This is a genomic window from Rhodococcus sp. LMD (genome assembly GCF_056108245.1).
Map to the genome: position 1 here is coordinate 2,172,220 of NZ_CM148557.1, position 26,681 is coordinate 2,198,900.

Sequence of the window (26,681 nt, forward strand, 5' to 3'; positions counted from 1 at the left end):
AGCGCACCGATGGCCGAATCGACGCAGGCCGCCCCGGCGGTCGATCTCCGCGACGCCGTCGCGCTCCTCGAGGACGCGACGTCGGTGACGATCCTCTGCCATGTCCAGCCCGACGCCGACACCTTCGCCTCCGGCCTGGCCCTCGGCACGGTGCTCGAGCGGCGTGGCACTCCGGTGCAGGTGGCATTCGCGTCTCCGGCTGCCGTTCCGGCCTCGATGCGCGACCTGCCCGGCGGTCACCTACGGGTGCCCGCCGGGCAGGTCCGTCACGAGGTGGATCTCCTCGTCACCGTGGACTGCGGCACGGTCGGCCGACTCGGGCAACTCGCGGGCCGCCTGGCCGGAGCGAAGCGCATCCTGGTGATCGACCACCACCGCTCCAACACGCGGTTCGGCACCCACAATCTGATCGACGAGGCCGCCGAATCCACCACCGCCGTGCTCGCCGATCTGTTCGACGAGTGGGGCGTGCAGATCGACGCGGACCTCGCCCACTGTCTGTACGCGGGGCTGGTCACCGACACCGGATCGTTCCGCTGGGGGCGTGCGGGCTCGCACCGCCTCGCGGAACGGCTGCTGGCGACCGGGATCGACGGCGCCGCGATCACCCGCCGGCTTCTCGACACCCACCCGTTCGGGTGGCTGCCCATGCTGTCGATGGTGCTCGCCTCGGCGACGCTCGTCCCCGATGCCGCCGGCGGTCGCGGACTCGTCCACGCGACAGTGCGCCGCGCGGACTCCGCACATCTGGGAGCCGAGGAGATCGAGAGCGTCATCGACATCGTTCGAACGACGGCAGAGGCGGAGGTCGCCGCCGTATTCAAGGAGTGCGGGCCGGACGTGTGGACGGTGTCGCTGCGATCGAAGCGGCACATCGACGTTTCCGCGACCGCCGCCGCGCTCGGGGGAGGCGGGCACCGGTTCGCATCCGGCTACACCGCGTACGGCGACCGCGACCTGGTCGTCGCGGCACTGCGCGCGGCACTGGACTGACGATGCCGGCGCCGCAGGACACCGCCGGCCCGGAACCGGACGCCGCGTCCCACCTCGTCCCCGAGGCCACCGCAGGACGCATCTTCGGGCTCGCGGTGCCGGCACTCGGAGTACTCGCCGCCGAACCCCTGTACCTTCTGTTCGACATCGCCGTCGTCGGCCGGCTCGGCGCCCTGGCCTTGGCCGGACTGGCCATCGGCGGCCTCGTCCTCGCCCAGGTCAGTACCCAGTTGACCTTCCTGTCCTACGGCACCACCGCCCGGGCCGCCAGATTCCACGGCGCCGGACGGCGGGACGCCGCCGTCGCCGAGGGGGTGCAGGCCACCTGGCTCGCACTCGCCGTCGGGACGGCGATCCTGATCGTCGGCCAGCTCCTGGCCGAACCGGTGGCCGCGCTGATCGCCGGCGACGAGCAGATCGCCGAGGCCGCGGTGTCGTGGCTGCGCGTCGCCCTGTTCGGCGCGCCGCTGATCCTCGTCGGCCTCGCCGGCAACGGCTGGATGCGCGGTGTGCAGGACACCGCCCGCCCCCTGCGGTACGTGCTCGCCGGGCTCGCGCTCTCGGCGGTGCTGTGCCCGCTGCTCGTGCACGGCCTGGCCGGAGCCCCCCGCTGGGAACTCGTCGGCTCCGCCGTCGCCAACGTCGCCGGCCAGAGTGTGTCCGCAGCGCTGTTCGTCGGGGCACTGCTCCGGTCCGGTGTGCCGCTACGACCACAACGGACGGTGATCGCCGCGCAGGTGCGGCTCGGCCGCGACCTGATCGCCCGCAGCCTGGCCTTCCAGGCGTGCTTCCTGTCCGCGGCCGCGGTCGCCGCCCGGTTCGGGGCGGCCGCCGTCGCAGCACACCAGGTGGTGCTGCAGTTGTGGAACTTCGTCTCGCTCACCCTCGACTCGCTCGCCGTCGCCGCCCAGGCGCTGGTGGGCGCGGCCCTGGGGGGAGGAGCCCGCTCCGATGCGAAGCGCCTGGCGTGGCGGATCACCGCGTGGTCCACGGTGTTCGCCACCGGGCTGGCGCTGGTGTTCCTCGGGGGCGGCGACGCGATTCCGGCGCTGTTCACCAGCGATCCCGGGGTGCTCGAGCAGATCGACGTCGCCTGGTGGTTCTTCGTCGCGCTCCTACCCGTCGCCGGTGTCGTGTTCGCGCTCGACGGCGTGCTGCTCGGCGCCGGCGACGCCGCCTTCCTCCGCACCGCCACGCTCGCGTCCGCACTGTTCGGATTCCTGCCCCTCGTGTGGTGTTCGCTCGTGTGGGACTGGGGTCTCGCGGGTATCTGGACTGGGCTTACGGTGTTCATCGTGTTCCGGATGGCGGCCGTCGTGTGGCGGACGCGGTCGGGGCGGTGGGCGGTGACCGGTGCGGACCGGCAGGCTCGGCCCCCGCACGAGACGGCGCGCGACGAGACGAAGAAGGAGAGCCGGTGACGGGGAAACTGTGGGCGGTCAGCGACATCCACGTCGGGCATCGAGGCAATCGCCCCGTCACCGAGGATCTGTACCCGGAATCGCCGGACGACTGGCTGATCGTCGCCGGCGACGTCGCCGAGAAGTCCGACGACATCCGCTGGGCACTGTCGCTGCTGCGCAGCCGTTTCGCGAAGGTGATCTGGGTTCCCGGCAACCACGAACTGTGGACCACCGCCAAGGACCCGGTTCAGATGCACGGCGCCGCCCGGTACGACTACCTGGTGACGATGTGCCGCGAACTCGACGTGCTCACCCCGGAGGACCCGTACCCCGTGTGGCACGGCGAGGGCGGACCGGTGACGCTCGTGCCGATGTTCCTGCTCTACGACTACTCCTTCCTTCCCGAGGGCACCGCGACGAAGGCCGAGGGCCTGGCGCTGGCCCGTGAACGCAACGTCGTCGCCACCGACGAATTCCTGCTCGCGCCCGACCCGTACGTCACTCGGGACGTGTGGTGCCGCGTACGGCTCGACGAGACCCGCAAGCGTCTCGACGCCCTCGATCCGTCGCTGCCGACGGTGCTGATCAACCACTTCCCGCTGGTGCGCGAGCCCACCCGGATGTTGTTCTATCCGGAGTTCTCCCTGTGGTGCGGCACGACCGAGACCGCCGACTGGCACCTGCGCTACCGCGCCCTCTGCGCCGTGTACGGGCACCTGCACATCCCGCGTACCACGTACTACGACGGCGTCCGCTTCGAGGAGGTCTCTCTCGGCTATCCGCGGGAATGGCAGCGCCGGGGCCTGCCGGATCGACTGTTACGCCAGATCCTGCCCGTGCCGGAGTACCCGCCGGGATCGTTGAACAAATGGGGCGGACACTTCCGGGTCACGCCCGAGATGGAAGCCGAAGTCGAGAAGATGCGTGCAGCGCGCACTGCACAGAGCATGCGCGCGGGGCGCGAAGGGAAGTTGCGATGACCGACCCGACCACCGCGACCCGCACCGGGCTGATCAGCCGGATCCTGCCCGACGGGATCGCCGCCGCGGAGTTGTTCGAGGACCCGCCCGGTCTGCGACCGCACCCGCAGGAAGAGCCGCTGGTCGCCCGCGCGGTGGACAAGCGCCGGCGGGAGTTCGCCGGGGCACGGCACTGCGCCCGGCTGGCCATGCGGCAGCTCGGGATGGAACCCGGCCCGGTGCTCAAGGGCGACAAAGGGGCACCGGTCTGGCCGCGAGGGGTGGTCGGCAGCCTCACCCACTGCGACGGATACCGCGGAGCTGTTCTGGCCTATGCGTTGCAAGTGCGGTCGCTGGGGATCGACGCCGAGCCGCACGGACCTCTCCCCGACGGGGTGCTCGAAGCGGTCTCCCTGCCCCAGGAGCGCACCTGGCTCGCGGGCACCGATCCGAGTCTGCACTGGGACCGCCTGCTCTTCTGCGCCAAGGAGGCCACCTACAAGGCGTGGTTCCCGCTCACCGGACGCTGGCTCGGCTTCGAGGACGCCCACATCACGTTCGAGCGCGACGGCGCGGCCGCACCGGGCGCAGTCGCGTCGGGCACGTTTCGCTCCGACCTGCTCGTCCCCGGAGACACCCGGACGGGTGCCCCCCTGGCCGCGTTCGACGGGCGCTGGCTGATCGCCGACGGTCTGGTGCTCACGGCGATCGTCGTGCGCTGACGTCGCAGTCGTCGTGGCAGAATCGGGCCCCGTGTCTGCCTCCGAGAACCCCGCCCTCACCCGTGCCGGTCTGCTCGTCGTCGACAAGGACGCGGGCATGACGAGCCACGACGTGGTGGCCCGCTGCCGGCGACTGCTCGGCACTCGCAAGGTCGGTCACGCCGGCACCCTGGATCCGATGGCGACGGGCGTGCTCGTCCTCGGGGTGGAGCGCGCGACGAAGATCCTCGGTCTGCTCGCCCTCACCACCAAGGCGTACGCGGCGACGATCCGGCTCGGCCAGAGCACCGTCACCGACGACGCCGACGGCGAGGTGCTCGCGACCACCGACGCCGCCGCGGTCACGGACGAGGCGATCGCTACGGCCGTCGCCGCGCTCACGGGGGACATCTCCCAGGTGCCCGCCAGCGTCAGCGCGATCAAGGTGGACGGCAAGCGTGCCTACGCCCGGATGCGCGACGGGGAGGCCGTCGAGCTGGCGGCCCGCCCGGTCACGGTCTCCCGTTTCGCGGTACTCGCCCGGCGTGAGGTGCGCGCGGACCGCGGGTGTTTCGTCGACCTCGACGTCGAGGTGGAGTGCTCGTCGGGCACCTACATCCGGGCGCTCGCCCGCGACCTGGGGTCCGCGCTGGGTGTCGGCGCGCATCTGACCGCGCTCCGCCGCACCCGGGTCGGCCCGTTCGGGCTCGAGCACGCTCGCACGCTCGCCCAGCTCGAGGACGACCCGACCGTGAGCCTGGACATCGACGCCGCGATCCGGACGGCGTTCCCGTGCCGGGACGTCACCGCCGCGGAGGCGGCACTGCTCGCGAACGGCCGGTGGCTGGACCCGGTGGGGATCCCCGGCGTGTACGCGGCGATCGATCCGTCCGGCCGCGCCGCGGCGCTGCTCCAGGAGAAGGGCACGCGGGCCTCGGCGGTGTTCGTCGTGCGCCCGGCCACCATTTGACGTCCTCCCCGTCGTGAACAGCGGGGATTCCGGTCTGCGCCGCTCATGCGGTGCTCCCGGCGGGTTCTCGCTTCACGGCCGGGTGCGGGACCGGGGTCCCGGCTGACACCGGCTCCACGAGCGTTGGGCTGTCCGCGCGTCCCGCGGCCAGGATGTTCTTCGCGGCGTTCACATCTCGGTCGTGGACCGCGCCACACGGGCAGGTCCACGACCGGACGTGCAGGGGCTTGGCCTCCCCGATGGCCCCGCACACCGAGCACGCCCGCGTGGAGGGGAACCACCGGTCGACCCGGGCGAAGGTGCGCCCGTGCCGCCGTGCCTTGTACTCGAGCATCGCCGTGAACGTCGACCACCCGGCATCGTGCACCGAGCGGGCGAGCTTCGTCCGGGCCAGCCCGGACACGGCGAGGTCCTCCACGTACACCGCTTGGTTCTCGCGGACGATCGTGGAGGAGAGCTTGTGGAGCCAGTCCCGGCGGGTGTTCCCGACCCGGGCGTGGCAGCGCGCCACCTTTCGGCGCGCACGCTCCCGGCGGGCCGAGCCCTTCTGCCGCCGGGCGAGTTCCTTCTGCGCGGTCCGCAGCTTGGCCTGCGCCTTGCGGGCGAGGCGGGGGGCGTCGACCTTCGTGCCGTCCGACAGTACCGCGAAGTGTGTCAGCCCCAGGTCGATCCCCACCTCGTGCGGCACGAGGGGCAACGGCTGGTCGGGGACGTCGACGACGAACGAGGCGTGGTACCGCCCGGCCGCGTCCATCGTCACCGTCACGCTCGACGGCGCCGAGGGCAGGTCGCGCGACCAGCGCACCGGGACGTCCCCGACCCCCGGCAGCCGCAGCCGCCCGTTCGGGAGCACCCGGAACCGGGCGGCCTTGGTGAACCGGATCGACTGGGCCCGGTCCGTCCGTGACCGGAACCGGGGCGCGCCGAGCTTGCGACCCTTCCGGGTGCCGTCGAGGGAGGCGAAGAAGTTCCGGTAGGCGGCGCAGGCGTCGGCGAGGGCCTGTTGCAGGACGACGGCGGACACCTCGGCCAGCCATGCCCGTTCCGGGGTCCGTTTCGCCGCGGTCAGCGCCTTCGACAGCGCCGCGTCGGTCGGGAACGGCGCCCCCGCCTCGTGCGCCGCCCGCCGAGCGGCGATGGCGTCGTTGAACACCACCCGGGCGCAGCCGAACACCCGCGCCAACACTCGGCGCTGGGCCGGGGTCGGGTCGAGCCGGTAGGCGTACCGGAGCTGCACACAGACCACTGTACCTTATTGGTTTATGGGCGATGACGACGACATCCGCACTGGCAGACACTGCACTTTTCTAATGCATGTGCACTTGGTTTTCGTCACGAAGTACCGGCGCCAGGTGTTCGGTGACCGGCACCTGAACCGGATGGAAGAGATCATGCGCGCGGTGTGCACGGACTTCGAGGCCGAGCTGGTCGAGTTCCACGGCGAGGCCGACCACGTACACCTGCTGGTCCACTACCCGCCCAAGGTCGCCGTCTCGAAGCTGGTCAACAGCCTGAAAGGCGTCTCCTCCCGTCGTCTGCGCCAGGAGTTCCCCGAGCTGGTCCGGCACTACTGGCGCGCGCAACGGCTGTGGTCCGGGTCCTACTTCGCCGGGTCCGTCGGCGGCGCGCCGCTGAGCATCGTGCGCCAGTACATCGAGCAGCAGAACCGTCCCGTCCAGGGCACGGCTCGGCCCTGGCGGCCCTTCCCGCGCGGGCCTTCACCACCGCCGTGAACGGCGGCGCACTGACCCACATCCCGGTAGCGGCGGAGCCGCCTACACCAGCCAGATCGCGTCGGCGGCGGGATGTCCCAGGTCGACCGTGCTGCCGGCGTCGCCGCCGATGCGAACCGCGACGGTGCCTGCGAAGTCGCGGCGTTCGACGACGCGGATGTCGGTGTCGAGGGCGATGCCCACGTCGTCGAAGTAGCGCAGCATTGCCGGGTCGGCGTCGGAGATGCGGGCGACCCGGCCGTGCTCACCGTCGACGAACGCGCTGAGCTGGCGGGCCGGCGGCGTGGGGATCGTGCCGTCGACCGCCGGGATCGGATCTCCGTGCGGGTCCCGTTCCGGATGGCCGAGCTTGGCGTCGATCGCGGCGACGAGCCGGTCGGAGACGGCGTGCTCGAGCACCTCGGCCTCGTCGTGCACCTCGTCCCAGCCGTAGCCGAGTTCCCGGACCAGATACGTCTCGAGCAGGCGGTGCTTGCGGACCATGGCCACGGCCGCCGCGCGCCCGGCCTCGGTGAGCGAGATCGCGCCGTAGCGTGCGTGGTCGACGAGACCCTGCTCGGCGAGCTTGCGGACGGCCTCGGAGACGGTCGAGGCCGACACTCCGAGCTTCTCGGCGAGCAGCTTCGTCGAGACCTTCTCACCCGACCATTCCCGGACGGTCCAGATGATCTTGAGATAGTCCTGCGCGACCGGCGTCAGCATGTCCGTCGCCGCCACCTCGGTCGCCCCGCTCCTGTCGCCCACGGGGACAGCTTAGGCAACTCTCACCGTCGAATCATCCGGCTCGCGCAGCCGAGTGCGCCGTCGCAGGGCTCCGGTGACGAGTCCCTGGTGGGGCGAGAACAGATAGGCCATCGTGAACACGACCGCTTGGGCCAGAACGACGACGCCGCCGGTGGAGGCATCGGTGTAGTAGCTGACGTATACGCCGGTCGCCGACGTCAGTGCAGCCAGGGTGGGAGCGAGCACCAGCATCCGCGACAGCCGTTCGGTGAGCAGGTACGCCGTCGCACCGGGGATGATCAGCATCGCCACGACGAGGATGACCCCGACGGCCTGGATGGCGGCGACGATGGTGACCGCCAGCAGCGCGAGCAGCAGCGCGGACAGCCGGGCCGGGGAGATCCCGAGGGCGTGGGCCTGCCCCCGGTCGAACGCGAACAGGGTCAGGTCGCGGCGCTTGGCGATCAACACGACGAGCACCACCACTGCGAGCGCGGTGACCTGCCACATGTCCGCGGTGGCCAGGCCCAGCAGGTTGCCGAACAGCACATGGTGCAGGTCCACCTGGCTCGGGTTCTTCGAGATCAGCACGACACCGAGGGCGAACAACGTCGTGAAGACCACGCCGATCGCGGCGTCCTCCTTGACCTTGGTGGTGTTGCGGACGAGCCCGATCAGAGCGACGGCGGCCCCGGCGAACAGCAGCGCGCCCACCGCGAACGGCGCTCCCACCAGGTAGGCCAGCACCACGCCGGGCAGCACGGCATGGGAGACGGCGTCGCCCATCAGCGACCACCCGATGAGTACGAGCCAGCAGCTGAGCAGGGCACACACGATCGTGGCGGCCACCGCGACGACGAGGGCGCGCTGCATGAAGCCGTACTGCAGAGGTTCGACGATCAGTTCGACGAGGTTCACCGTGCCTCCTGGGCGACGTGGGGGGCCGGCAGCAGGGGGTCGACGCCGAAGGCGCGCGCGAGGTTCTCCGGCCGCAGCACCTCGTCCGGGGCGCCGTGGACGAGGATGCGCCGCTGCAGCAGCGCGGCCTCGTCGCACAGCAGCGACAGTCCGGCGAGGTCATGGGTGGCGACGAGGATCGTGTGCCCCGAACCGGCAAGGTCCCGGATCACCTCCGTCAGGGCAGCCTCGGTGCGCTTGTCCACGCCGGCGAACGGCTCGTCGAGCAGGAGCAGGGGAGCGCCCTGGGCGATGGCACGGGCGACGAAGACACGCTTGCGCTGACCCCCGGAGAGCTGGCCGATCTGCCGCTGCACGTAGCCGGCCATGTCGACGCGTTCGAGCGCGGCCCGGACGGCGGCGTGGTCGGCGGGCCGCGGCCGGCGCAGCCAGTTCTGCCGGCCGTAGCGGCCCGTCATCACGACTTCGCCCACGCTGATGGGGAAGTCCCAGTCGACGGCCTCGCTCTGCGGCACGTACGCGACGGCACCGGCCTTCCGGGCGGTGACGGTGTCGGTCCCGCCGATGGACACGGTGCCGGTGCTCGGTCGCACGATGCCCATGATCGCCTTGAAGAGGGTGGACTTGCCCGAGCCGTTGGTACCGACGAGCCCGCACACCCGGCCGGGGATGAGCGTCAGGTCGACGCCGTCGAGCGCCGTGACGGTGCGATAGTGCACGCTGAGCCGCGAGACGGCCAGGGCGGGGGTGGGTGTCGCGGTCATGGACGCAGCCCTTCGGTGATGGTGCGGACGTCGTGCCGGAGCAGGTCGAGGTAGGTGGGCACGGGACCGTCCGGCTCGGAGAGCGAGTCGACATACAGGGTTCCGCCGAACCGGGCTCCGGTGTCCTCGGCGACCTGCCGCTGGGCCTTGTCCGAGACGGTGGACTCGCAGAACACGGCAGGCACGGCGTTGGTCCGGACGAAGTCGACGGTGCGGGCGATCTGCTGCGGGGTGCCCTGCTGGTCGGCGTTGACCGCCCACAGGTAGGCCTCGCTCAGGCCGGCGTCGCGGGCCAGGTAGCTGAAGGCCCCCTCGCAGGTGACCAGCGCCCGGTGGTTCGGCGGCAGCACGGCCAGATCGGCGACGAGTTCTTCGTGCAGCGCCTGTAGTTCGGTGCGGTAGTCCGCGGCGTTGGCGGCGTAGTCCGCGGCGTGCTCGGGGTCGAGGTCGGTGAAGGCGGCGGCGATGTTGTCGACGTAGGTCTGGGCCGCCAACGGGGACATCCACGCGTGCGGGTTGTGCCGCCCCGCGTAGGCGTCCTCGCCGATCGGCAGCGGCGGAACCCCGTCGCTGAGCACGGCGTGGGCCGCGTCGGTATCGGCGAGGAACTGCTCGAACCAGCGCTCGAGACCGAGGCCGTTGTCGAGGACGAGGTCGGCGCGGGAGGCGTAACGCAGGTCGCCCGGGGTGGGTTCGTAACCGTGGACCTCGGCGCCGACCTTGGTGATCGACTCGACCCGCAGGTGCTCCCCGGCGACGTTGCGGGCCATGTCCGCGAGCACGGTGAAGGTGGTCAGTACCAGGGGCCGGTCGTCGTCGGAACTCTGCGCCGCGGCACAGCCCGCCAGGACCGTCGTGGCCGCGACGACCACCACGATTTTGCGTAGTCCAACGAAAATGTTCGGCATGCCGAAATTATGGCGGGACACTGGCGGAGTTGTCCATGAGGCGCTCCGGGCGAGCCGGAGATGACCGCCCGGCCGCCGGGTCGTAGGCTGCAGCGTGTGCAGAGATGGCGAGGTCTCGACGAAATTCCTGCGGATTGGGGTCGTTGTGTCCTGACGATCGGGGTGTTCGACGGTGTGCACCGCGGGCATCAGCAACTGATCGCGCGGGCGGTGAAGTCGGCGAAGGAACGCGGCACGGCCAGCGCCCTGATGACGTTCGATCCGCACCCGATGGAGGTCGTCCGGCCGGGCAGCCACCCGGCGCAGCTCACGACCCTGGCGCGACGTGCCGAACTGGCCGAGGAACTCGGCATCGACGTCTTCTGCGTCATGCCGTTCACGCCCGAGTTCATGAAGTTGTCCCCCGAGCGGTACGCCCACGAGATCCTCGTCGAGCGGCTCCATGTCGCCGAGGTCGTCGTCGGCGAGAACTTCACCTTCGGCAAGAAGGCCGCCGGCAATGTGGATCTGCTGCGCACCATCGGCGAGCGTTTCGGCTTCGCCGTCCAGGGCCTGACCCTGCTCAGCGAACATGCGGTGACGTTCTCGTCCACCTATATCCGCTCGTGCGTGGACGCCGGCGACGTCGCCGCCGCGGCCGACGCGCTGGGCCGCCCCCACCGCGTCGAGGGCGTCGTGGTGCACGGCGACGGCCGGGGCCGCGATCTCGGCTTCCCCACCGCGAACGTCGCGCCGCCCATGTACTCGGCCATTCCCGCGGACGGCGTCTACGCGTGCTGGTTCACCGTCCTCGGTCCGGGTAGCGGTGGACTCGGCACCGTCACCCCGGGGGAGCGGTACCTCGCGGCCGTATCGGTGGGCACCAACCCGACCTTCTCCGGGCGTACCCGCACGGTCGAGGCGTTCGTCCTCGACGAGGAGGCCGACCTGTACGGCCAGCACGTCGCGGTCGACTTCGTCGAGCGGCTGCGCGGGATGGAGCGGTTCGAATCGGTGGAGGCCCTCGTCTCGGCGATGCACCGTGACGCCGAGCGGGCACGCGAAGTGCTCGAGCGCGCTCGCGGCTAGGGGCCGTTCCGGCCCGGGATCGCGCCCCGATCGGGGACAATTCCCGGTGTGTCGATACGTCAGTGGCGGGACGCGCGCCTGACCTGGGCAGATGCCGCGAACTACTACGAGTCGAAACCGGGCCGGCCGACCGACTGGTCCGCATTCGTCGTGTTCGATGAGCAGGACGGGACCGTTCGCGGCCCCGGGGACGCGCTCGCTCACCTGCGTTCCCGGACGCATCTGCTGACGGCGCTGGACCGGCGGATCGTCGAGGCGCCCGGCCGGCTGGACTACCCGTACTGGGTGCGGGCGCAACTCCCGCCCGAGCAACGTATCGAGTACCGCGAGTGGGCCGGCGGCTCGTTCACGGACTGCATCGACGCCATCGCCGACCTCTGCGCGGACCCGCTGGACGTCCGGCGGCGTGCGTGGTGCCTGCACGTCTTCGCCGGAGTGTCCGACCCCGACGACCCGACGGCGACCGTGACGGTCGTCGTGCTGCAGGTCAGCCACGCCGTGATGGTCGGTTCGGCGTTGGGTGCCTTCCTCGGCACACTGTTCAGCGCGGACGGGCAGCCACTGCGCGTTCCCGGTCTGGCGCCGGCCGCGACGCGCCCGCACCACGCCGCCGCAGCGGTGTCGGGGGTGGCACGCTTCGCTCGCTGGTACCTGGGGCTCGGCGCGGTCCTGGTGCGGCGGGCGGCATCGGCGCGGTCCGCGGACACCCCGGCGGTCCCGTCGCCGGCGGCGCGGCCGATGCTCGCCCGCGCCCCCGGGCGCGACCGGGCGATCCGGATCGTGCGTCCGGACCTGGGCAGTCTCGTGGGCCGGACCTACACCGTGACAGCCATCGGCCTGGCGGCGGTATCCCTGGCGCTGCAGCGCTACCTCGGCGAGCACTGCGCGCCCGTCGTCGATGTACACGTCGCGGTTCCGGTCGCGGTGGGCGCGGCCGGTGTCGCGCTGGGCGTCAACCGGCTGACTGCCGCGATCGTTCCGTTGTGCACCGAGGTCGCCGATCCCCGCGACCGGGTGGCGGCCGTGGCCGACGCGCTCGCCCACGAGCGGCGGATCGCGACGTCACCCGAGGTGTTGGACCGCCTCGCGGGCGCGGGTGCGGTGCCGTATCCGGTGTACCGCCGGGTGACGGACCGGCACGACCGCGCGGCGTCGGCAGGTGGAGCCCCGGGCCCGGCCCAGACGGCGGTCACCAGTGTCGACTGTGGCGGCGAGGCCGACTGGACCTACGGCGGCGCGGCATTCCGATTCGTCGCCGGCATCCAGTCTCTGCGTCCGGGGATGGGTCTGGTGCACTCCTTCAGCCGGGCCGGCGATTCGTTCGCCGTCACCGTCATGAGCTCCCCGCTGCTGATGCCGGACCTCGATCGGTACGCGACCCTCCTCGAGGAGGGGTTCGCCGAGGTGATCGAGGCCACCGGCGGCCGGCGATCCGGCACCGGCCCCCGGGGGCGAGGGTGACCGAAGCGGGTGCGCACCCCTCTGGTACGCTCATCCGCTGGTGTGTGCTGTGGTTCGCGGTGGCCGCACCGACGGGTTCCGGCCCGTTTCACGAAGCGCGCGGACGTCATCGATCAGGAGTATCACCAGTGGCATTGACCACCGAGCAGAAGAAGCAGATCCTCGGCGAGTACGGCCTCCACGAGACCGACACCGGATCGCCCGAGGCGCAGGTCGCGATGCTCACCAAGCGCATCCAGGACCTGACCGAGCACCTGAAGCAGCACAAGCACGACCACCACTCCCGCCGCGGCCTGCTGCTGCTGGTCGGTCGTCGTCGCCGGCTGCTCAAGTACGTCGAGAAGGTCGACGTCAACCGCTACCGTTCGCTGATCCAGCGTCTGGGTCTGCGTCGATAGGAGCGCGACGAAGCGACGACGCGATCTGCGTTCGCTGATCTTTCCGATAGCCAACGAGGCAATGCTTAGACTGAGCCTCGTTGGCTATCGGTGTTTGGCCGCTGTGCGGTCGGAGACGGGCTACGTGCCCGTCGGACACCGGCAGCGGCACCCGCGGACGGCGACACCGCCCGCGGAACCGTATGCACCGACGGTGTCGGTCTTCGGTAGTGACCTTCCGGACCCGGTCCGGACGGTTTCGATCGACGACCGCCTCCGCACGCTCGGCCCGTGAGACGCGGGTACGGGCGATCGGTGCGCAGCTGCAGCCACGAGGGTTGTGGCGCCCGCGCGGGTACGGCGAAGACGAGAGGGAAGAGAAGAGTAGAGATGACCAGCAATTCCGCAGTCGAGGTCGACGAGGGCGTGTTCGAGTCCGTCGCGGTCCTCGACAACGGGTCCTTCGGCACCCGTCAGATTCGTTTCGAGACCGGCCGCCTCGCCCAGCAGGCCGCCGGCTCCGTCGTCGCGTACCTCGACGACGAGACCATGCTGCTGTCGGCGACGAGCGCCTCCAAGCAGCCCAAGGAGCACTTCGACTTCTTCCCGCTGACGGTGGACGTCGAGGAGCGCATGTACGCCGCGGGACGCATCCCCGGCTCGTTCTTCCGTCGTGAGGGCCGGCCCTCGACCGACGCGATCCTGACCTGCCGTCTCATCGACCGGCCGCTGCGCCCGTCGTTCGTCGACGGCCTGCGCAACGAGATCCAGGTCGTGGTGACGGTGCTCAGCCTGAACCCGAACGACCTGTACGACGTCGTCGCCATCAACGCCGCGTCGGCATCCACGCAGATCGCCGGCCTGCCGTTCTCCGGACCCGTCGGTGGCGTGCGGGTCGCGCTGATCACCTCGGAGGAGAACAAGACCGGCCAGTGGGTCGCGTTCCCCACGGTCGAGCAGCTCGAGAACGCCGTGTTCGACATGGTCGTCGCGGGCCGCATCGTGGGTGGCGGCGACAACCCCGAGACCGCCGACGTCGCGATCATGATGGTCGAGGCCGAGGCCACCGGGAACGTCGTCGAGCTGGTGGCCGGCGGGGCGCAGGCACCGACCGAGACCGTCGTCGCCGAGGGCCTCGAGGCCGCCAAGCCGTTCATCGCGCGGCTGTGCATCGCCCAGCAGCAGCTCGCCGCCGCCGCGGCGAAGCCCACCGGTGACTTCCCGGTGTTCCCGGCCTACGAGGCAGACGTGTACGAGGCCGTCGAGGCCGCCGCGTCGGCCAAGCTGTCCGAGGCGCTGACCATCGCCGGCAAGCAGGAGCGCGACGAGCGGACCGACGAGGTCAAGGTCGAGGTCCTCGAGCAGGTGGCCCCCAACTTCGAGGGCCGCGAGAAGGAGATCGGCGCGGCGTTCCGTTCCCTGACGAAGAAGCTGGTCCGCCAGCGGATCCTGCGGGACCAGTTCCGCATCGACGGCCGCGGTGTCACGGATATCCGTGCCCTGTCCGCCGAGGTCGCGGTGGTGCCGCGCGCGCACGGCTCGGCGCTGTTCGAACGCGGCGAGACCCAGATCATGGGTGTCACCACGCTGGACATGGTGAAGATGGCGCAGCAGATCGACTCGCTCGGTCCCGAGACCAGCAAGCGGTACATGCACCACTACAACTTCCCGCCGTACTCCACCGGTGAGACCGGCCGCGTCGGCTCCCCGAAGCGCCGCGAGATCGGCCACGGCGCCCTCGCCGAGCGGGCCCTGATCCCGGTCCTGCCCAGCCAGGAGGAGTTCCCCTACGCGATCCGTCAGGTCTCCGAGGCGCTCAGCTCGAACGGATCCACCTCGATGGGCTCGGTGTGTGCCTCCACGCTCTCGCTGCTGAACGCCGGCGTGCCCCTCAAGGCGCCCGTCGCCGGTATCGCGATGGGCCTGGTCTCCGACGAGGTCGACGGTGAGACCCGTTACGTCGCACTGACCGACATCCTCGGCGCCGAGGACGCGTTCGGTGACATGGACTTCAAGGTGGCCGGCACGAAGGACTTCGTCACCGCGCTGCAGCTCGACACCAAGCTCGACGGGATCCCGTCCCAGGTGCTCGCCGGCGCGCTGGCGCAGGCTCGCGACGCCCGCGCCACCATCCTCGAGGTGATGGCCGAGGCCATCGAGACCCCGGACGAGATGAGCCCGTTCGCTCCGCGGATCACCACCATCAAGGTCCCGGTGGACAAGATCGGCGAGGTCATCGGCCCCAAGGGCAAGATGATCAACTCGATCACCGAGGAGACCGGCGCGAACATCTCCATCGAGGACGACGGCACGGTGTACGTCGGCGCCGCCGACGGCCCGTCCGCCCAGGCCGCGATCGACAAGATCAACGCCATCGCGAACCCGCAGCTGCCGAAGGTGGGCGAGCGGTTCCTGGGGACCGTGGTCAAGACCACGGCGTTCGGTGCGTTCGTCTCGCTGCTGCCGGGCCGCGACGGCTTGGTGCACATCAGCAAGCTCGGCAACGGCAAGCGCATCGCCAAGGTCGAGGACGTCGTCAACGTCGGCTCGAAGATCCGCGTCGAGATCGCCGACATCGACAACCGGGGCAAGATCAGCCTGGTGCCGGTGCCCGACGAGGACACCGCCGGCGCTTCGGACGCGACACCCGCAGTTCCGGCCGAGTCCGGCGACACCGCCGAGAGCTGACACTCGGATCCCGGCCGCCCGCGTCTCCGTCTGTCCCTGGGACGGACGGAGACGCGGGCGGTCGCGTGTTCTCCCGCCGGCGCGGCGCCTGCTACGGCCCCTGGGAGGTAGTCGGGGCGCCTGCGCTCGACAGCAGTCCGAGTTCCCGCGCCCGCACCACCGCCTGGCGGCGACTCGTGGCACCGAACTTGCGGTACAGAGACTTCAGATGTGCCTTGACGGTGTTCACTGACACGAAGAGCTCGTCGGCGATCTCGGCATTGCTCATCATGGTGGGCAGGAGCAGAAGGACAGCCCGTTCGCGACTGGTCAACGGCTCGAGCAGTTGCGGGGCCTCGGACCGGTCGGCGGTCCCGCCCATCCTGCCGATCAGCATCGAGACGAACTCGCGGTGGGCGTCGTCGAGGCGGTTGTGTCGTTCCAGCAGTGCTCGGACTCGGCCCCCGGCCAGGAGGAACGGCCGCGCGATTCCTTCGGGCGCGGCCACGACGAGGGCATGTGCCAGGGCAATCTCGGCTTCGCCATCCGCCTGCAGCCGGTCGTGTGCGAGTGCGGTGAGCAGCCAGGCATCGACGGTCGGCCCGTTGTCGATCGGTTCTCCCCCGAGCAGCGGTGCCACCAGTTGCAGGCATCGGCGCGGTTCGTCGGACGCCAGGTACGACCGCGCCACGAGGACCACACGGTGCGCGCCGGGGCGCGCGAGATCCGCTCGTCCCTTCTCGGCGGACAGCAGCGCCGCAACCTCGTGGGCCCGTCCTTCGGCGAGCAGGATCTCCGCCTCGACGAGTTCGTACCACTCGGCAAGGAAGCGCGGGATGACCCAGTCGGACATGCGCTGCCGCAATCGCCCCAGGTGCGCCCGTGCCGCCGCCGGGTTGTCCGCCGAGAGCGCGAGCCGTGCCTGTACGAGCCCGAAGCTGGTTTCGATGTAGCGGTCGCGGAACTCGCCCAGGCTCGTGTGCCCCCGCTCGACCGCAACGGAACAGGCCTCGATGTCCGCCTCGAGCAGGCGGATCATGGACTCGGCCAGCAGCGCCGTGGCCGACGGCGGCAGGAAGGTCCATCCCAGCTCGTCGGCGACAGCCAGTCCGAGATCGACCTCTCTGCGTGCCGCCCGCAACCGGCCGGCCATCGCCATGAGCACGGCTGTGTTGCCGTGCAGGTGCAGCGCGAGTACCGGTGTCATCGCCGATCCGGCGGCCAGCGCCGAAGTCGTGGACGCGAGCATCGCCTCGGCGGCATCGAGTTCTCCGGACCACAGCTTGCCCATCGCGAGGACGGTGCCGGCGGCGATTCGGTATACGGGAGAGGCCGGCATGTCCGCCGGCGAGATCCCCTCGAGTTGGCGGATCGCTTCTCGTGCGGCGCTGACCTGCCGCGACGGATCTGCCTTCATCCAGGCGAGCACCGCATCGAGAGTGACCAGGACCGTCCCGGTGAGCCGCGCGTCGGCGGTCGGGAGAGGGTCGAGCAGCTCGCGGGCGCGGGCCATGTGGGTGGCGACGCCGACCGGATCGTACTCCGCATACGCGGCGACCGCGGCGGCCGCCGCCACCTCGGCATGCCCCCCGACCAGCTCGGCGGGTGCGTCCCGCAGCAGTGCCACCAGCGCCGGACGTTCCGGACCCAGGATTTCTGCTCCCGCCGCTCGCAGGACGAACCGGGCAAGTCCGAGCCAGTCCTCCGCGGCGCGCAGGTGGCGGGCCGCCTCGAGGAGTTCGCCGTGGTCCGCGAACCACCGGGCGGCACGCCGGTGCAACACGCGGCGGCGCTCGGGATCCTGGGACTTGAGTCGGTGTCGCAGCAGGTCCCCGAACAGTTGGTGATAGCGGTACCACTCCCGCCGGTGGTTCAACGCGACGACGAACAGGTTGTCCCGTTCGAGCCGAATCAGAAACTGCTGGCCGTCGGTACGCCCCGTCAGGACGTCGGCCAGTTCGGCGGAAATCCGCCCTACGACGCACGTGTCGAGCAGGAACCGGCCCAGTGCCGGATCCTGGTTGGCCAGAACCTCTTCCGCGAAGTAGTCGGCGACCGACCGTTCGTCCCCCGCAAGCGACTCCACGGTGGCCTCCACATCGTTCGAGGTCCGGAGCGACAGGGCCGCGAGCCGCAGGCCGGCCGCCCATCCCTCGGTCTTGGTGAGGAGGGTCTGCATCTGCGCGGGTTCGAGGAGGACATCGTGGTCGGCCAGGAGCTGTTTCGCCTCGGCGGCATCGAACCGCAACGCTTCCGCGCGGATCTCGGTCAGCTGACCGCTCAGGCGGAGTCGTTGCAGGGGCAACGCGGGATCGCTGCGAGTGGCGATCACCAGTCGCACGTTGCCGAGCCCCCTGCGGACGGCTGCCGCGAGCGACTCCACGGCCGGCGTCCCCGCGAGCAGGTGCATGTCGTCCAGCACCAGGACGACGGGATGGGGAAGCCGGCCACACGCATCGGCGAACACGGAGACGAATCGGGGGTCGAAGCTGGGTGGGACCTGCATCGTCGCCAGCAACGACCCGGCGGGGAACCCGCCGACGGCGCGGAGCGAGTCCAGGACCCGGCTCCAGAACTGCGTCGGTTCGGCGTCCTCACGTTCCACCGAGAGCCATGCCACGGGCCCGGGATGTGCCGCTGCCCAGGAGGCCAGCAACAGCGTCTTACCCGACCCGGCCGGTGCCGACACGAGCACGGTGCCGGCACTCACCCCGTCTTCGAGGATGCGTTCGAGACGCGCGCGCCGCACCACCCGGCCGGGAAGCCGAGGCACGAGGGAACGCACCATCGACAACGCGGGAGCATGCTCGTCCTGCGCGCCGGCCGGTGGCCCCGCCATGCGACGAGAGTAGTCCTGTGCGGCGGCCGGTGCCCTCGTCATGGGACGGGTTCGGTGATCCGCGGTGAACGGAGGCGGATCGGAAGCCGGGTCACGTGCCCGGCGAGCCGGTGACGGATCGACCGCGCTCCGGCGCCTGCGACCGTTCCTCCGCGGCGCGGTCGGACCCGGGAACAGTGTCGTTCCCGTAGTCGAACATCGCGGTGATCCGGGTCTTGATCTCTTCGGTCGTCATCGTGGCCGTCGGGGTGAGGCCACCCGCGGTCTGTCGTCTCCTCATGGGGTCCTTCGGGAGTTTCCGGTAGGGATCGTCGAGGGCTGAGGGTCAGGCCCGGATCATCAACGCGGCGGACGCCACGGCCGCGGTCGTTGCCGCCGCAGTGACGACGCCGGCGAAAACGGAGCCGGTGTACGCCCCCACGGGTGCCGCGGCGGCCGCTGCGGCGCCGAGGACGATGGCCGGAATCGGCAGCGACCAGGGCATGTCGTGGCGGGACGCACCGCCCCTGCGTGACGTCGCGTTCTGCGCGCGGGTACGGACGGTGGAGTGAGTGGGTGCGGTCATCGTCGATCCACTTCGTTCGATCGGGACGCGGGTGCGCCTTTCGGCCGCGAGTGAATCCGCGGTCGATTCCGACGGTAGGTCGTGCCCCTGTGCGGCGCCTCACCCCTGGGGGGTGAAACCGCAGCCCGAAACCGCAGCCCGAGGGTGAACACCCGGCCTCGAACAGGAGGAGCACCCGCCCCTGCCGCGGCTCCGGGGCGGAACGGACCGTCGGTATTTTCCTCGAATTCACCCCGCGTGCGCGTATCGATGATTCGCTGGATCCGTGACGGCTTCGGTAGGTATTACAGAGGCGCGGCGGAGCTCGAACCTCGCGCTGGCAACGTGGGTCTCGGCAATCAATTTCTGGGCATGGAACATGATCGGCCCCTTGTCCACGACGTATGCGGGCGACCTCTCGCTCAGCAGTACGCAGGCCTCGATCCTCGTCGCGACGCCCATTCTCGTAGGATCCCTGGGGCGCATCGTGGTGGGCTCGCTCACGGATCGTTACGGCGGCCGCGTCATGTTCATCGCGATCTCGCTGGCCTCGATCGTCCCGGTGCTCGCCGTCGGTGTGGCCGGCAGCGTCGGCTCCTACCCTCTGTTGCTCGTCTTCGGCTTCTTCCTCGGTATCGCCGGAACGATCTTCGCAGTGGGTATCCCGTTCGCCAACAACTGGTACGAGGCGTCCAGGCGGGGCTTCGCGACCGGCGTCTTCGGAGCCGGCATGGTGGGGACGGCCCTGTCCGCGTTCTTCACTCCGCGGTTCGCAGAGTGGTTCGGGCTGCTGGTAACCCACGTCATCGTCGCCGCGGCGCTTGCCGTCACGGCAGGGGTGTGCTTCCTCGTGATGCGTGATTCGCCGCAGTTCCGCCCGAACACCGACGCGGTCGTCCCGAAGCTTGCCGCTGCGCTGAAACTCCGCGTGACCTGGGAGATGTCGTTCCTCTACGCGGTCGTCTTCGGTGGCTTCGTGGCCTTCAGCAACTACCTTCCCACCTACATCAAGACGATCTACGGCTTCTCCGCTGTCGACGCCGGCGCGCGGACAGCGGCGTTCGCTCTGGCCGCAGTGCTGGCCCGGCCGATCGGGGGTGCCCTGTCCGACCGCATCGCCCCGAAGTACGTCGTGCTCGTGTCGTTCGCCGGGACGGCAGCGATGGCCGCGATTGCGATCGCCCAGCCGCCCCCGGACGTGTGGTCCGCGGCGACGTTCATCCTGCTCGCGATCTTCCTCGGCATCGGCACCGGTGGCGTCTTCGCGTGGGTGGCGCGTCGCGCACCCGCCACGTCCGTGGGATCGGTCACCGGCCTCGTCGCGGCGGCCGGCGGGCTCGGCGGGTACTTTCCGCCGCTCGTCATGGGCGCCACCTACGACTCCGCCGACAACGACTACACCATCGGTCTGCTGCTGCTCGTGGCGACCGCGCTCGTCGCGCTCGTCTACACCGCGGTGAAGCTGCACGCGCACGAGCCCGTGCAGGCCGACAGCCGCTGACGATTCCGTCCCGAAGGAGTGCATGTGACCATCCACCACACCGGCGGTGCCGCCGAAGAGCTGCTGCGCAGCAGCGGACGTTTCTTCACCTCGGGGGAGATCTCCGCGGACGGTCGTACGATCACCCGCCGCGGCGGCCGCGAAGGTGACGTCTTCTACCGTGACCGCTGGAGTCACGACAAGGTGGTTCGCTCCACCCACGGCGTCAACTGCACCGGGTCGTGCTCGTGGAAGATCTACGTCAAGGACGGGATCATCACCTGGGAGACGCAGGAGACGGACTATCCCACGGTGGGACCGGACCGTCCCGAGTACGAACCCCGCGGCTGCCCGCGCGGGGCGGCGTTCTCGTGGTACACCTACTCGCCGACGCGGGTGCGCTATCCCTACGCCCGCGGCGTGCTCGTCGAGATGTTCCGCGAGGCCAGGGCCCGGCTCGGTGACCCCGTGCTGGCCTGGGCCGACATCCAGAACGACCCGCAGCGACGCCGCCGGTACCAGCGGGCCCGCGGCAAGGGCGGTCTGGTCCGGGTCACGTGGGCCGAGGCCACCGAGATGATCGCCGCCGCGCACGTGCACACCGTCAAGGAGTACGGCCCCGACCGGGTGGCCGGATTCTCGCCCATCCCGGCGATGTCGATGGTGTCGTTCGCGGCCGGTTCCCGGTTCGTCGAGTTGATCGGCGGCGTCATGACCTCCTTCTACGACTGGTACGCCGACCTGCCCGTCGCATCGCCCCAGGTGTTCGGCGACCAGACCGACGTGCCGGAGTCCGGCGACTGGTGGGACGCGGCGTACCTGATGATGTGGGGATCGAACGTCCCCGTCACCCGGACACCGGACGCGCACTGGATGACCGAGGTCCGTTACCGCGGCACCAAGGTCGTCGTCGTCAGCCCCGACTACGCCGACAACACGAAGTTCGCCGACGAGTGGATGCCGTGCGCGGCGGGCACCGACGGGGCGCTGGCCATGGCGATGGGGCACGTCGTGCTCACCGAGTGCTTCGTGCGACGGCGGGTGCCGTTCTTCGTCGACTACGTCCGCCGGTACACCGACCTGCCGTTCCTGGTCCGGCTCGAGGAACGCGACGGCAGGCTGGTGCCCGGCAAGAACCTCACCGCCGCCGACCTCGGCCAGGACGTGGAGAACGCGGCGTTCAAGCCGGTGCTGCTCGACGGTGCCACCGACACGGTCGCGGTGCCGCACGGCTCCCTCGGGTTCCGCTACGGCGACGACGGAGCCGGAAAATGGAACCTGGACCTGGGCGATCTCGTGCCGGCGCTGACCGTCGCGCATCGGGACGACGCCGCGGACGAGACCGCGCTCGTCCATCTGCCCGGTTTCGACACCGTCGACGGCCACGGCGAGACCGTCGAACGCGGCGTCCCCGTGCGGCGGGTGGGCGGACATCCGGTGTGCACGGTGTTCGACCTCATGCTGGCCCAGTACGGCGTCGCGCGTCCGGGACTGCCCGGACACTGGCCCAGCGGGTACGACGACCCGGCCTCGCCGTACACCCCCGCCTGGCAGGAGCCGATCACCGGGGTCTCCGCCGCACAGGCCGTCCGGATCGCGCGCGAGTTCGCCCGCAACGCGGAGGAATCCGGCGGCCGGTCCATGATCATCATGGGTGCCGGCATCTGCCAGTGGTTCCACGGCGACACCACCTACCGGGCAATTCTCGCCTTGCTGATGCTCACCGGTTCCATGGGCCGCAACGGCGGCGGCTGGGCACACTACGTGGGTCAGGAGAAGTGCCGTCCGGTCACCGGGTGGGCCGCGATGGCCATGGGAACGGACTGGTCCCGCCCGCCTCGGCAGATGGCGGGAACCTCCTACTGGTACGTCCACACGGACCAGTGGCGCTACGACGGGTACCGCGCCGACGCGCTCGCGAGCCCGCTCGGGCGGGGCCGGTTCCGCGACAAGCACACGATGGACGTGATGGTCTCCGCCGTCGCGATGGGGTGGACTCCGTTCTACCCGCAGTTCGATCGCAACACGCACGACCTCGCCGACGAGGCGCGAGCAGCAGGCGAGGACATCCCCGCGTACGTCGCCCGGAAACTCGCGAGCGGCGAGGTGAAGCTGTCGGTCACCGACCCGGACAACCCGCGCAACTGGCCGCGGGTGCTGAACGTGTGGCGGTCCAACCTGCTCGGCTCGTCCAGCAAGGGCAACGAGTACTTCCTGCGGCACCTGCTCGGGACCGACGCCAACATCCAGGGCGCCCCCACCGGCCCGGACCAGCGTCCACACGACGTCGAAGGTCCGGACGAGGTGCCCGAAGGCAAACTCGACCTGCTGATGTCGATCGACTTCCGGATGACGTCGACCACCCTGTTCTCCGACGTGGTGCTGCCCGCCGCGACATGGTACGAGAAGGGCGACCTGTCGAGCACCGACATGCATCCCTATATCCACGCGTTCAGTCCCGCGATCGACCCGCCGTGGGAGACCCGTTCCGACTACGAGGCATTCGGCGCCGTCGCGAAGGTGTTCAGCGCGCTGGCGTCGAAGCACCTCGGCACCCGCACCGACATCGTGCTCGGCACTCTGCAGCACGACACCCCGGGGGCGATGGCGTATCCGTCGGGCACGGAGAACAACTGGCGCGTGACCGGGGAGGTGCCGGTCCCGGGCAGGACCATGGGCCCGCTCGCGGTCGTCGAACGGGACTACGGGGCGATCGCCGACAAGTGGTCGACCCTCGGGCCGCTCGTCGACACCCTCGGCCTGACCACCAAGGGCGTCACGACGCACCCGGTGCAGGAGGTCGCGGAACTCGCCGAGAAGTTCGGCGTGATGAATTCCGGTGCGGGCGAGGGCCGCCCGGCGGTCACCAGCGCCGAACGCATGGCCGACGTCATCCTCGCGCTGTCGGGCACCTCGAACGGACGGCTCGCGGTCGAGGGCTTCCGCGAACTCGAGAAGCGTACCGGCCGCCGGCTCGTGCACCTCGCCGAGGGCAGTGAGGAACGCCGTATCACCTACGCCGACACCCAGTCCCGCCCGGTCCCCGTGATCACCAGCCCGGAATGGTCCGGCAGCGAGACCGGTGGGCGCCGCTACGCCCCGTTCACGGTGAACATCGAGGAACTCAAACCGTTCCACACGCTCACCGGCCGCATGCACTTCTACGTCGATCACGACTGGATCGAGGAACTCGGCGAACAACTCCCCACCTACCGCCCGCCGCTGGACATGTCGCGCCTGTTCGGTGAACCGGCCGTCGGCAGCGGCAGCGGCAGTGAACCGGCCGTCGGCAGCGGCGACGGCGTCGGACTGACCGTGCGGTACCTGACCCCGCACTCGAAGTGGTCGATCCACTCCGAGTACCAGGACAACCTGTTCATGCTCTCGCTCTCGCGCGGCGGACCGACCATGTGGATGAGTCCGGCGGACGCGGCGAAGATCTCGGTGCGGGACAACGACTGGGTCGAGGCCGTCAACCGCAACGGCGTCGTGGTGTGCCGCGCGATCGTCTCGCACCGCATGCCCGAGGGTGTCGTGTACGTCTACCACGCGCAGGAGCGCACCATCGATGTGCCGCTCACCGAGACCACCGGTACCCGCGGCGGCATCCACAACTCGCTCACGAAGATCCTGATCAAACCCACCCACATGGCGGGTGGCTACGCGCAGACCGCCTTCGCGTTCAACTACCTCGGGCCCACCGGAAATCAACGCGACGAGGTGACGGTCGTACGCCGCCGGTCGCAGGAGGTCAGGTACTGATGTCGATGCCCACGACCACGACCAGCGAAGCGAGGCCGGCATGAAGGTGATGGCCCAGATGGCGATGGTGATGAACCTCGACAAGTGCATCGGCTGCCATACCTGCTCGGTCACCTGTAAGCAGGCCTGGACCAACCGATCCGGCACCGAGTACGTGTGGTTCAACAACGTCGAGACCCGCCCCGGCCAGGGATACCCGCGCACCTACGAGGACCAGGAACGCTGGCGGGGCGGATGGATCCGCGACCGCAACGGGCGGCTGCGGCTGCGGGACGGCGGCCGGTGGAACAAGCTCTTCCGGATCTTCTCGAATCCGAAGATGCCGGCGATCGACGACTACTACGAGCCGTGGACCTACGACTACGAGAACCTCACCACCGCGCCGCTCGGCGACCAGATCCCGGTGGCGCCGCCGCGAAGTCTGATCAGCGGCAAGCCGATGAAGGTCGAATGGTCGGCGAACTGGGACGACGACCTCGGCGGCTCCCCGGAGATCGTGCCCGACGATCCGGTCCTGAAGAAGGTCGGCGAGCAGGTCCGGCTCGAACTCGAGCAGACCTTCATGTTCTATCTGCCTCGCATCTGCGAGCACTGCCTGAACCCGTCGTGCGTCTCGTCGTGCCCGTCGGGAGCGATGTACAAGCGCGTCGAGGACGGCATCGTTCTCGTCGACCAGGACCGCTGTCGCGGCTGGCGGATGTGCGTGTCCGGATGTCCGTACAAGAAGGTGTATTTCAACCACAAGACCGGCAAGGCCGAGAAGTGCACGTTCTGCTATCCGCGCGTGGAGGTGGGCCTGCCGACCGTGTGCTCCGAGACCTGCGTGGGCCGGCTGCGCTACATCGGCCTCGTGCTCTACGACGCCGACCGGGTGCTCGAGGCCGCGTCCGTCGAGGACGAGAAGGACCTCTACGACGCACTGCGACAGGTGCTGCTCGACCCTGCAGACCCGGAGGTGATCGCCGGCGCCCGCGCCGAGGGCATCTCCGACGAATGGATCGAGGCCGCCCAGCGGTCACCCGTGTACGCGTTGATCAACACGTACCGGGTCGCGTTGCCCCTGCACCCGGAGTACCGCACGATGCCGATGGTCTGGTACGTGCCGCCGCTGTCCCCGGTGGTCGACGCGGTCTCGCGCGACGGTCACGACGGCGAGGACATGGGCAATCTGTTCGGTGCCCTCGAATCGCTGCGCATCCCGATCGAGTATCTGGCGGGACTGTTCACCGCGGGCGACACCGATGCCGTCGAAGCAGTGCTGCACCGGCTCGCCGCGATGCGGTCGTACATGCGGGACATCAACCTGGGCCGGGACACGCGACCGGAGATCCCCGACGCCGTCGGCATGACCGAGGAGCAGATGTACGAGATGTACCGCCTGCTCGCCCTGGCCAAGTACGACGAGCGGTACGTGATCCCGACCGCCTACGCCGCCGAGGGGCACCGGCTCGAGGAATCCGCCACCGACTGCGCCCTGTCGTACGACGGCGGCCCGGGCATGTACGACTCCGGGCCGTTCGGCGAGGCCAGCGGAGGCCCGGTCCCGGTCGCGGTGGAGACCTTCCACGCGCTCCGGCAGCGACAGACCTCCGAGGGAATGGCGGCGAACGCGTCGAATCCCTCCCGCGTGAACCTGCTCAACTGGGACGGTAAGGGCGTGCCCCAGGGGTTGTTCCCGGCCGGGCATCGTGTCGACGACCGGGGGAGTGGGCAATGAGGGCGCGGATACGCCGGGGGCGCGACACCGCGTCGCGGCAACTGCAGCACCGGCTGATCCGGCAGGCGGCTTCGCTGCTGCTGGCATACCCCGACGATGGGCTGCGGTCGCGCCTCGCGACGGTCGACGGTCTTCTCGGGCACATCACCGGGGCACCGGCGCAGCTGTTGAGCCGGACTCTCGCCGCCCTGCGCGACGCCGATCCGTTTGCTGCGCAGGCCGACTACGTCGACACCTTCGACATGCGCCGGCGGTCGACGATGTATCTCACGTACTGGACCGGCGGTGACACCCGCAACCGCGGCACGGCAATCCACGCGTTCGCGCAGGCCTACCGGGAGGCCGGCGTCGAGCCACCGACCGGCGAGGCGCCCGATCATCTGCCGGTGGTGCTCGAATTCGCCGCGACCGTCGACCCGGATGCGGGGGAGCGACTGCTCGCCGCGCACCGGGTCCCGATCGACGTGCTCCGCATCGCACTCGAGGAACGCAATTCCTGCTATGCGGCGACGATCGGGGCGGTGTGTGCGACGTTGCCTCCGGTCGGCGATCAGGAAGTGCACCGCGCCCGGCACCTCGCCGAGGCCGGTCCACCCGCCGAGGCGATCGGTCTCGAACCGTTCACCCTCACGGTCCCGCCGCGCCGGACCGCACCCGCCGCGGCGCAGACCCGAGTCGAAGGAGCCGGCTGACC

At 70.2% G+C, this 26,681-nt stretch carries 22 protein-coding genes; 14 read left to right on the forward strand and 8 right to left on the reverse strand.

What is annotated here, in order from left to right; translation table 11 throughout:
• Nucleotides 1-9: 9 nt before the first annotated feature.
• Genes ACWPQI_RS10190 through truB form a run of 5 tightly spaced genes read left to right on the forward strand, consistent with a single transcriptional unit; the run spans nucleotide 10 to nucleotide 5,026 of the window.
• Complete coding sequence (locus tag ACWPQI_RS10190) at nucleotides 10-993, forward strand: DHH family phosphoesterase (RefSeq protein WP_010592704.1); 984 nt, start codon at nucleotides 10-12, stop codon at nucleotides 991-993.
• 2 nt (nucleotides 994-995) lie between these two features.
• On the forward strand, nucleotides 996-2,414 hold the full coding sequence (locus tag ACWPQI_RS10195; RefSeq protein WP_040271863.1) for an MATE family efflux transporter: 1,419 nt from the start codon (nucleotides 996-998) through the stop codon (nucleotides 2,412-2,414).
• Nucleotides 2,411-3,376 carry a metallophosphoesterase family protein gene (locus tag ACWPQI_RS10200; RefSeq protein WP_010592702.1) on the forward strand — a complete coding sequence of 322 codons (966 nt, stop codon included), beginning with the start codon at nucleotides 2,411-2,413 and terminating at the stop codon, nucleotides 3,374-3,376. Before ACWPQI_RS10195 ends, ACWPQI_RS10200 begins: the two co-directional genes overlap by 4 nt.
• Nucleotides 3,373-4,077, forward strand: a complete 705-nt coding sequence (gene npt, locus ACWPQI_RS10205; protein WP_010592701.1) for a 4'-phosphopantetheinyl transferase Npt — start codon at nucleotides 3,373-3,375, stop codon at nucleotides 4,075-4,077. Before ACWPQI_RS10200 ends, npt begins: the two co-directional genes overlap by 4 nt.
• 31 nt (nucleotides 4,078-4,108) lie before the next feature.
• The gene (gene truB, locus ACWPQI_RS10210) at nucleotides 4,109-5,026 is read left to right on the forward strand and encodes a tRNA pseudouridine(55) synthase TruB (protein WP_017680695.1); all 918 of its coding nucleotides are present in this window, start codon (nucleotides 4,109-4,111) and stop codon (nucleotides 5,024-5,026) included.
• Between the two features lie 43 nt (nucleotides 5,027-5,069).
• On the opposite strand, the gene ACWPQI_RS10215 is transcribed toward truB, so the two are convergent.
• The gene (locus ACWPQI_RS10215) at nucleotides 5,070-6,263 is read right to left on the reverse strand and encodes an RNA-guided endonuclease InsQ/TnpB family protein (RefSeq protein ID WP_010592699.1); all 1,194 of its coding nucleotides are present in this window, start codon (nucleotides 6,261-6,263) and stop codon (nucleotides 5,070-5,072) included.
• A gap of 25 nt (nucleotides 6,264-6,288) precedes the next feature.
• Between ACWPQI_RS10215 and tnpA the strand changes: the two genes are divergently transcribed.
• Nucleotides 6,289-6,759, forward strand: a complete 471-nt coding sequence (tnpA, locus tag ACWPQI_RS10220) for an IS200/IS605 family transposase (RefSeq protein WP_017680694.1) — start codon at nucleotides 6,289-6,291, stop codon at nucleotides 6,757-6,759.
• 42 nt (nucleotides 6,760-6,801) lie between these two features.
• Here the strand turns inward: tnpA and ACWPQI_RS10225 are convergent, their stop codons facing one another.
• Genes ACWPQI_RS10225 through ACWPQI_RS10240 form a run of 4 tightly spaced genes read right to left on the reverse strand, consistent with a single transcriptional unit; the run spans nucleotide 6,802 to nucleotide 10,072 of the window.
• Nucleotides 6,802-7,461, reverse strand: a complete 660-nt coding sequence (locus ACWPQI_RS10225; RefSeq protein WP_040271917.1) for a metal-dependent transcriptional regulator — start codon at nucleotides 7,459-7,461, stop codon at nucleotides 6,802-6,804.
• A 51-nt stretch (nucleotides 7,462-7,512) separates the two neighbouring features.
• Nucleotides 7,513-8,400 (reverse strand): metal ABC transporter permease, encoded by an 888-nt coding sequence (locus ACWPQI_RS10230; RefSeq protein WP_010592696.1) that lies wholly within the window; start codon nucleotides 8,398-8,400, stop codon nucleotides 7,513-7,515.
• Complete coding sequence (locus tag ACWPQI_RS10235) at nucleotides 8,397-9,164, reverse strand: metal ABC transporter ATP-binding protein (protein WP_010592695.1); 768 nt, start codon at nucleotides 9,162-9,164, stop codon at nucleotides 8,397-8,399. The genes ACWPQI_RS10230 and ACWPQI_RS10235 overlap by 4 nt, the downstream gene beginning before the upstream one ends.
• Nucleotides 9,161-10,072 carry a metal ABC transporter substrate-binding protein gene (locus ACWPQI_RS10240; protein ID WP_474738788.1) on the reverse strand — a complete coding sequence of 304 codons (912 nt, stop codon included), beginning with the start codon at nucleotides 10,070-10,072 and terminating at the stop codon, nucleotides 9,161-9,163. Before ACWPQI_RS10240 ends, ACWPQI_RS10235 begins: the two co-directional genes overlap by 4 nt.
• Nucleotides 10,073-10,168: 96 nt before the next feature.
• Here ACWPQI_RS10240 and ACWPQI_RS10245 point away from each other — a divergent pair, with 96 nt between their 5' ends.
• The 4 genes from ACWPQI_RS10245 to ACWPQI_RS10260 all read left to right on the forward strand — a co-directional run bounded on the left by ACWPQI_RS10245 (nucleotide 10,169) and on the right by ACWPQI_RS10260 (nucleotide 15,666).
• A complete protein-coding gene (locus ACWPQI_RS10245; protein WP_026137746.1) occupies nucleotides 10,169-11,140 on the forward strand; it encodes a bifunctional riboflavin kinase/FAD synthetase in 972 nt (323 codons plus the stop codon).
• Nucleotides 11,141-11,188: 48 nt separating this feature from the next.
• Complete coding sequence (locus ACWPQI_RS10250; protein WP_474738789.1) at nucleotides 11,189-12,601, forward strand: wax ester/triacylglycerol synthase domain-containing protein; 1,413 nt, start codon at nucleotides 11,189-11,191, stop codon at nucleotides 12,599-12,601.
• A 128-nt stretch (nucleotides 12,602-12,729) separates the two neighbouring features.
• Nucleotides 12,730-12,999 carry a 30S ribosomal protein S15 gene (gene rpsO / locus ACWPQI_RS10255; protein ID WP_003935677.1) on the forward strand — a complete coding sequence of 90 codons (270 nt, stop codon included), beginning with the start codon at nucleotides 12,730-12,732 and terminating at the stop codon, nucleotides 12,997-12,999.
• Between the two features lie 369 nt (nucleotides 13,000-13,368).
• Nucleotides 13,369-15,666: a polyribonucleotide nucleotidyltransferase gene (locus tag ACWPQI_RS10260; RefSeq protein ID WP_010592691.1), complete on the forward strand. Its 2,298-nt coding sequence runs from the start codon at nucleotides 13,369-13,371 to the stop codon at nucleotides 15,664-15,666.
• 91 nt (nucleotides 15,667-15,757) lie between these two features.
• Here the strand turns inward: ACWPQI_RS10260 and ACWPQI_RS10265 are convergent, their stop codons facing one another.
• The 3 genes from ACWPQI_RS10265 to ACWPQI_RS10275 all read right to left on the reverse strand — a co-directional run bounded on the left by ACWPQI_RS10265 (nucleotide 15,758) and on the right by ACWPQI_RS10275 (nucleotide 19,049).
• Nucleotides 15,758-18,484 (reverse strand): winged helix-turn-helix domain-containing protein, encoded by a 2,727-nt coding sequence (locus ACWPQI_RS10265; RefSeq protein WP_474738790.1) that lies wholly within the window; start codon nucleotides 18,482-18,484, stop codon nucleotides 15,758-15,760.
• A 91-nt stretch (nucleotides 18,485-18,575) separates the two neighbouring features.
• Complete coding sequence (locus ACWPQI_RS10270) at nucleotides 18,576-18,764, reverse strand: hypothetical protein (RefSeq protein ID WP_124258794.1); 189 nt, start codon at nucleotides 18,762-18,764, stop codon at nucleotides 18,576-18,578.
• 45 nt (nucleotides 18,765-18,809) lie between these two features.
• On the reverse strand, nucleotides 18,810-19,049 hold the full coding sequence (locus ACWPQI_RS10275) for a hypothetical protein (protein ID WP_119699716.1): 240 nt from the start codon (nucleotides 19,047-19,049) through the stop codon (nucleotides 18,810-18,812).
• A gap of 358 nt (nucleotides 19,050-19,407) precedes the next feature.
• On the opposite strand from ACWPQI_RS10275, the gene ACWPQI_RS10280 reads away from it, so the two are divergent.
• From ACWPQI_RS10280 to narJ, 4 genes are read left to right on the forward strand one after another with little or no spacing between them, the layout of a single operon-like run.
• A complete protein-coding gene (locus tag ACWPQI_RS10280; RefSeq protein ID WP_010592688.1) occupies nucleotides 19,408-20,529 on the forward strand; it encodes an MFS transporter in 1,122 nt (373 codons plus the stop codon).
• Nucleotides 20,530-20,553: 24 nt separating this feature from the next.
• Nucleotides 20,554-24,270, forward strand: coding sequence for a nitrate reductase subunit alpha (locus ACWPQI_RS10285; RefSeq protein ID WP_304433735.1), 3,717 nt, complete (start codon nucleotides 20,554-20,556; stop codon nucleotides 24,268-24,270).
• A gap of 40 nt (nucleotides 24,271-24,310) precedes the next feature.
• Nucleotides 24,311-25,987, forward strand: coding sequence for a nitrate reductase subunit beta (gene narH, locus ACWPQI_RS10290; protein ID WP_010592686.1), 1,677 nt, complete (start codon nucleotides 24,311-24,313; stop codon nucleotides 25,985-25,987).
• Entirely contained in the window at nucleotides 25,984-26,679 is a 696-nt protein-coding gene (gene narJ, locus ACWPQI_RS10295) for a nitrate reductase molybdenum cofactor assembly chaperone (protein ID WP_010592685.1), read from the forward strand. Before narH ends, narJ begins: the two co-directional genes overlap by 4 nt.
• Nucleotides 26,680-26,681: the final 2 nt, after the last annotated feature.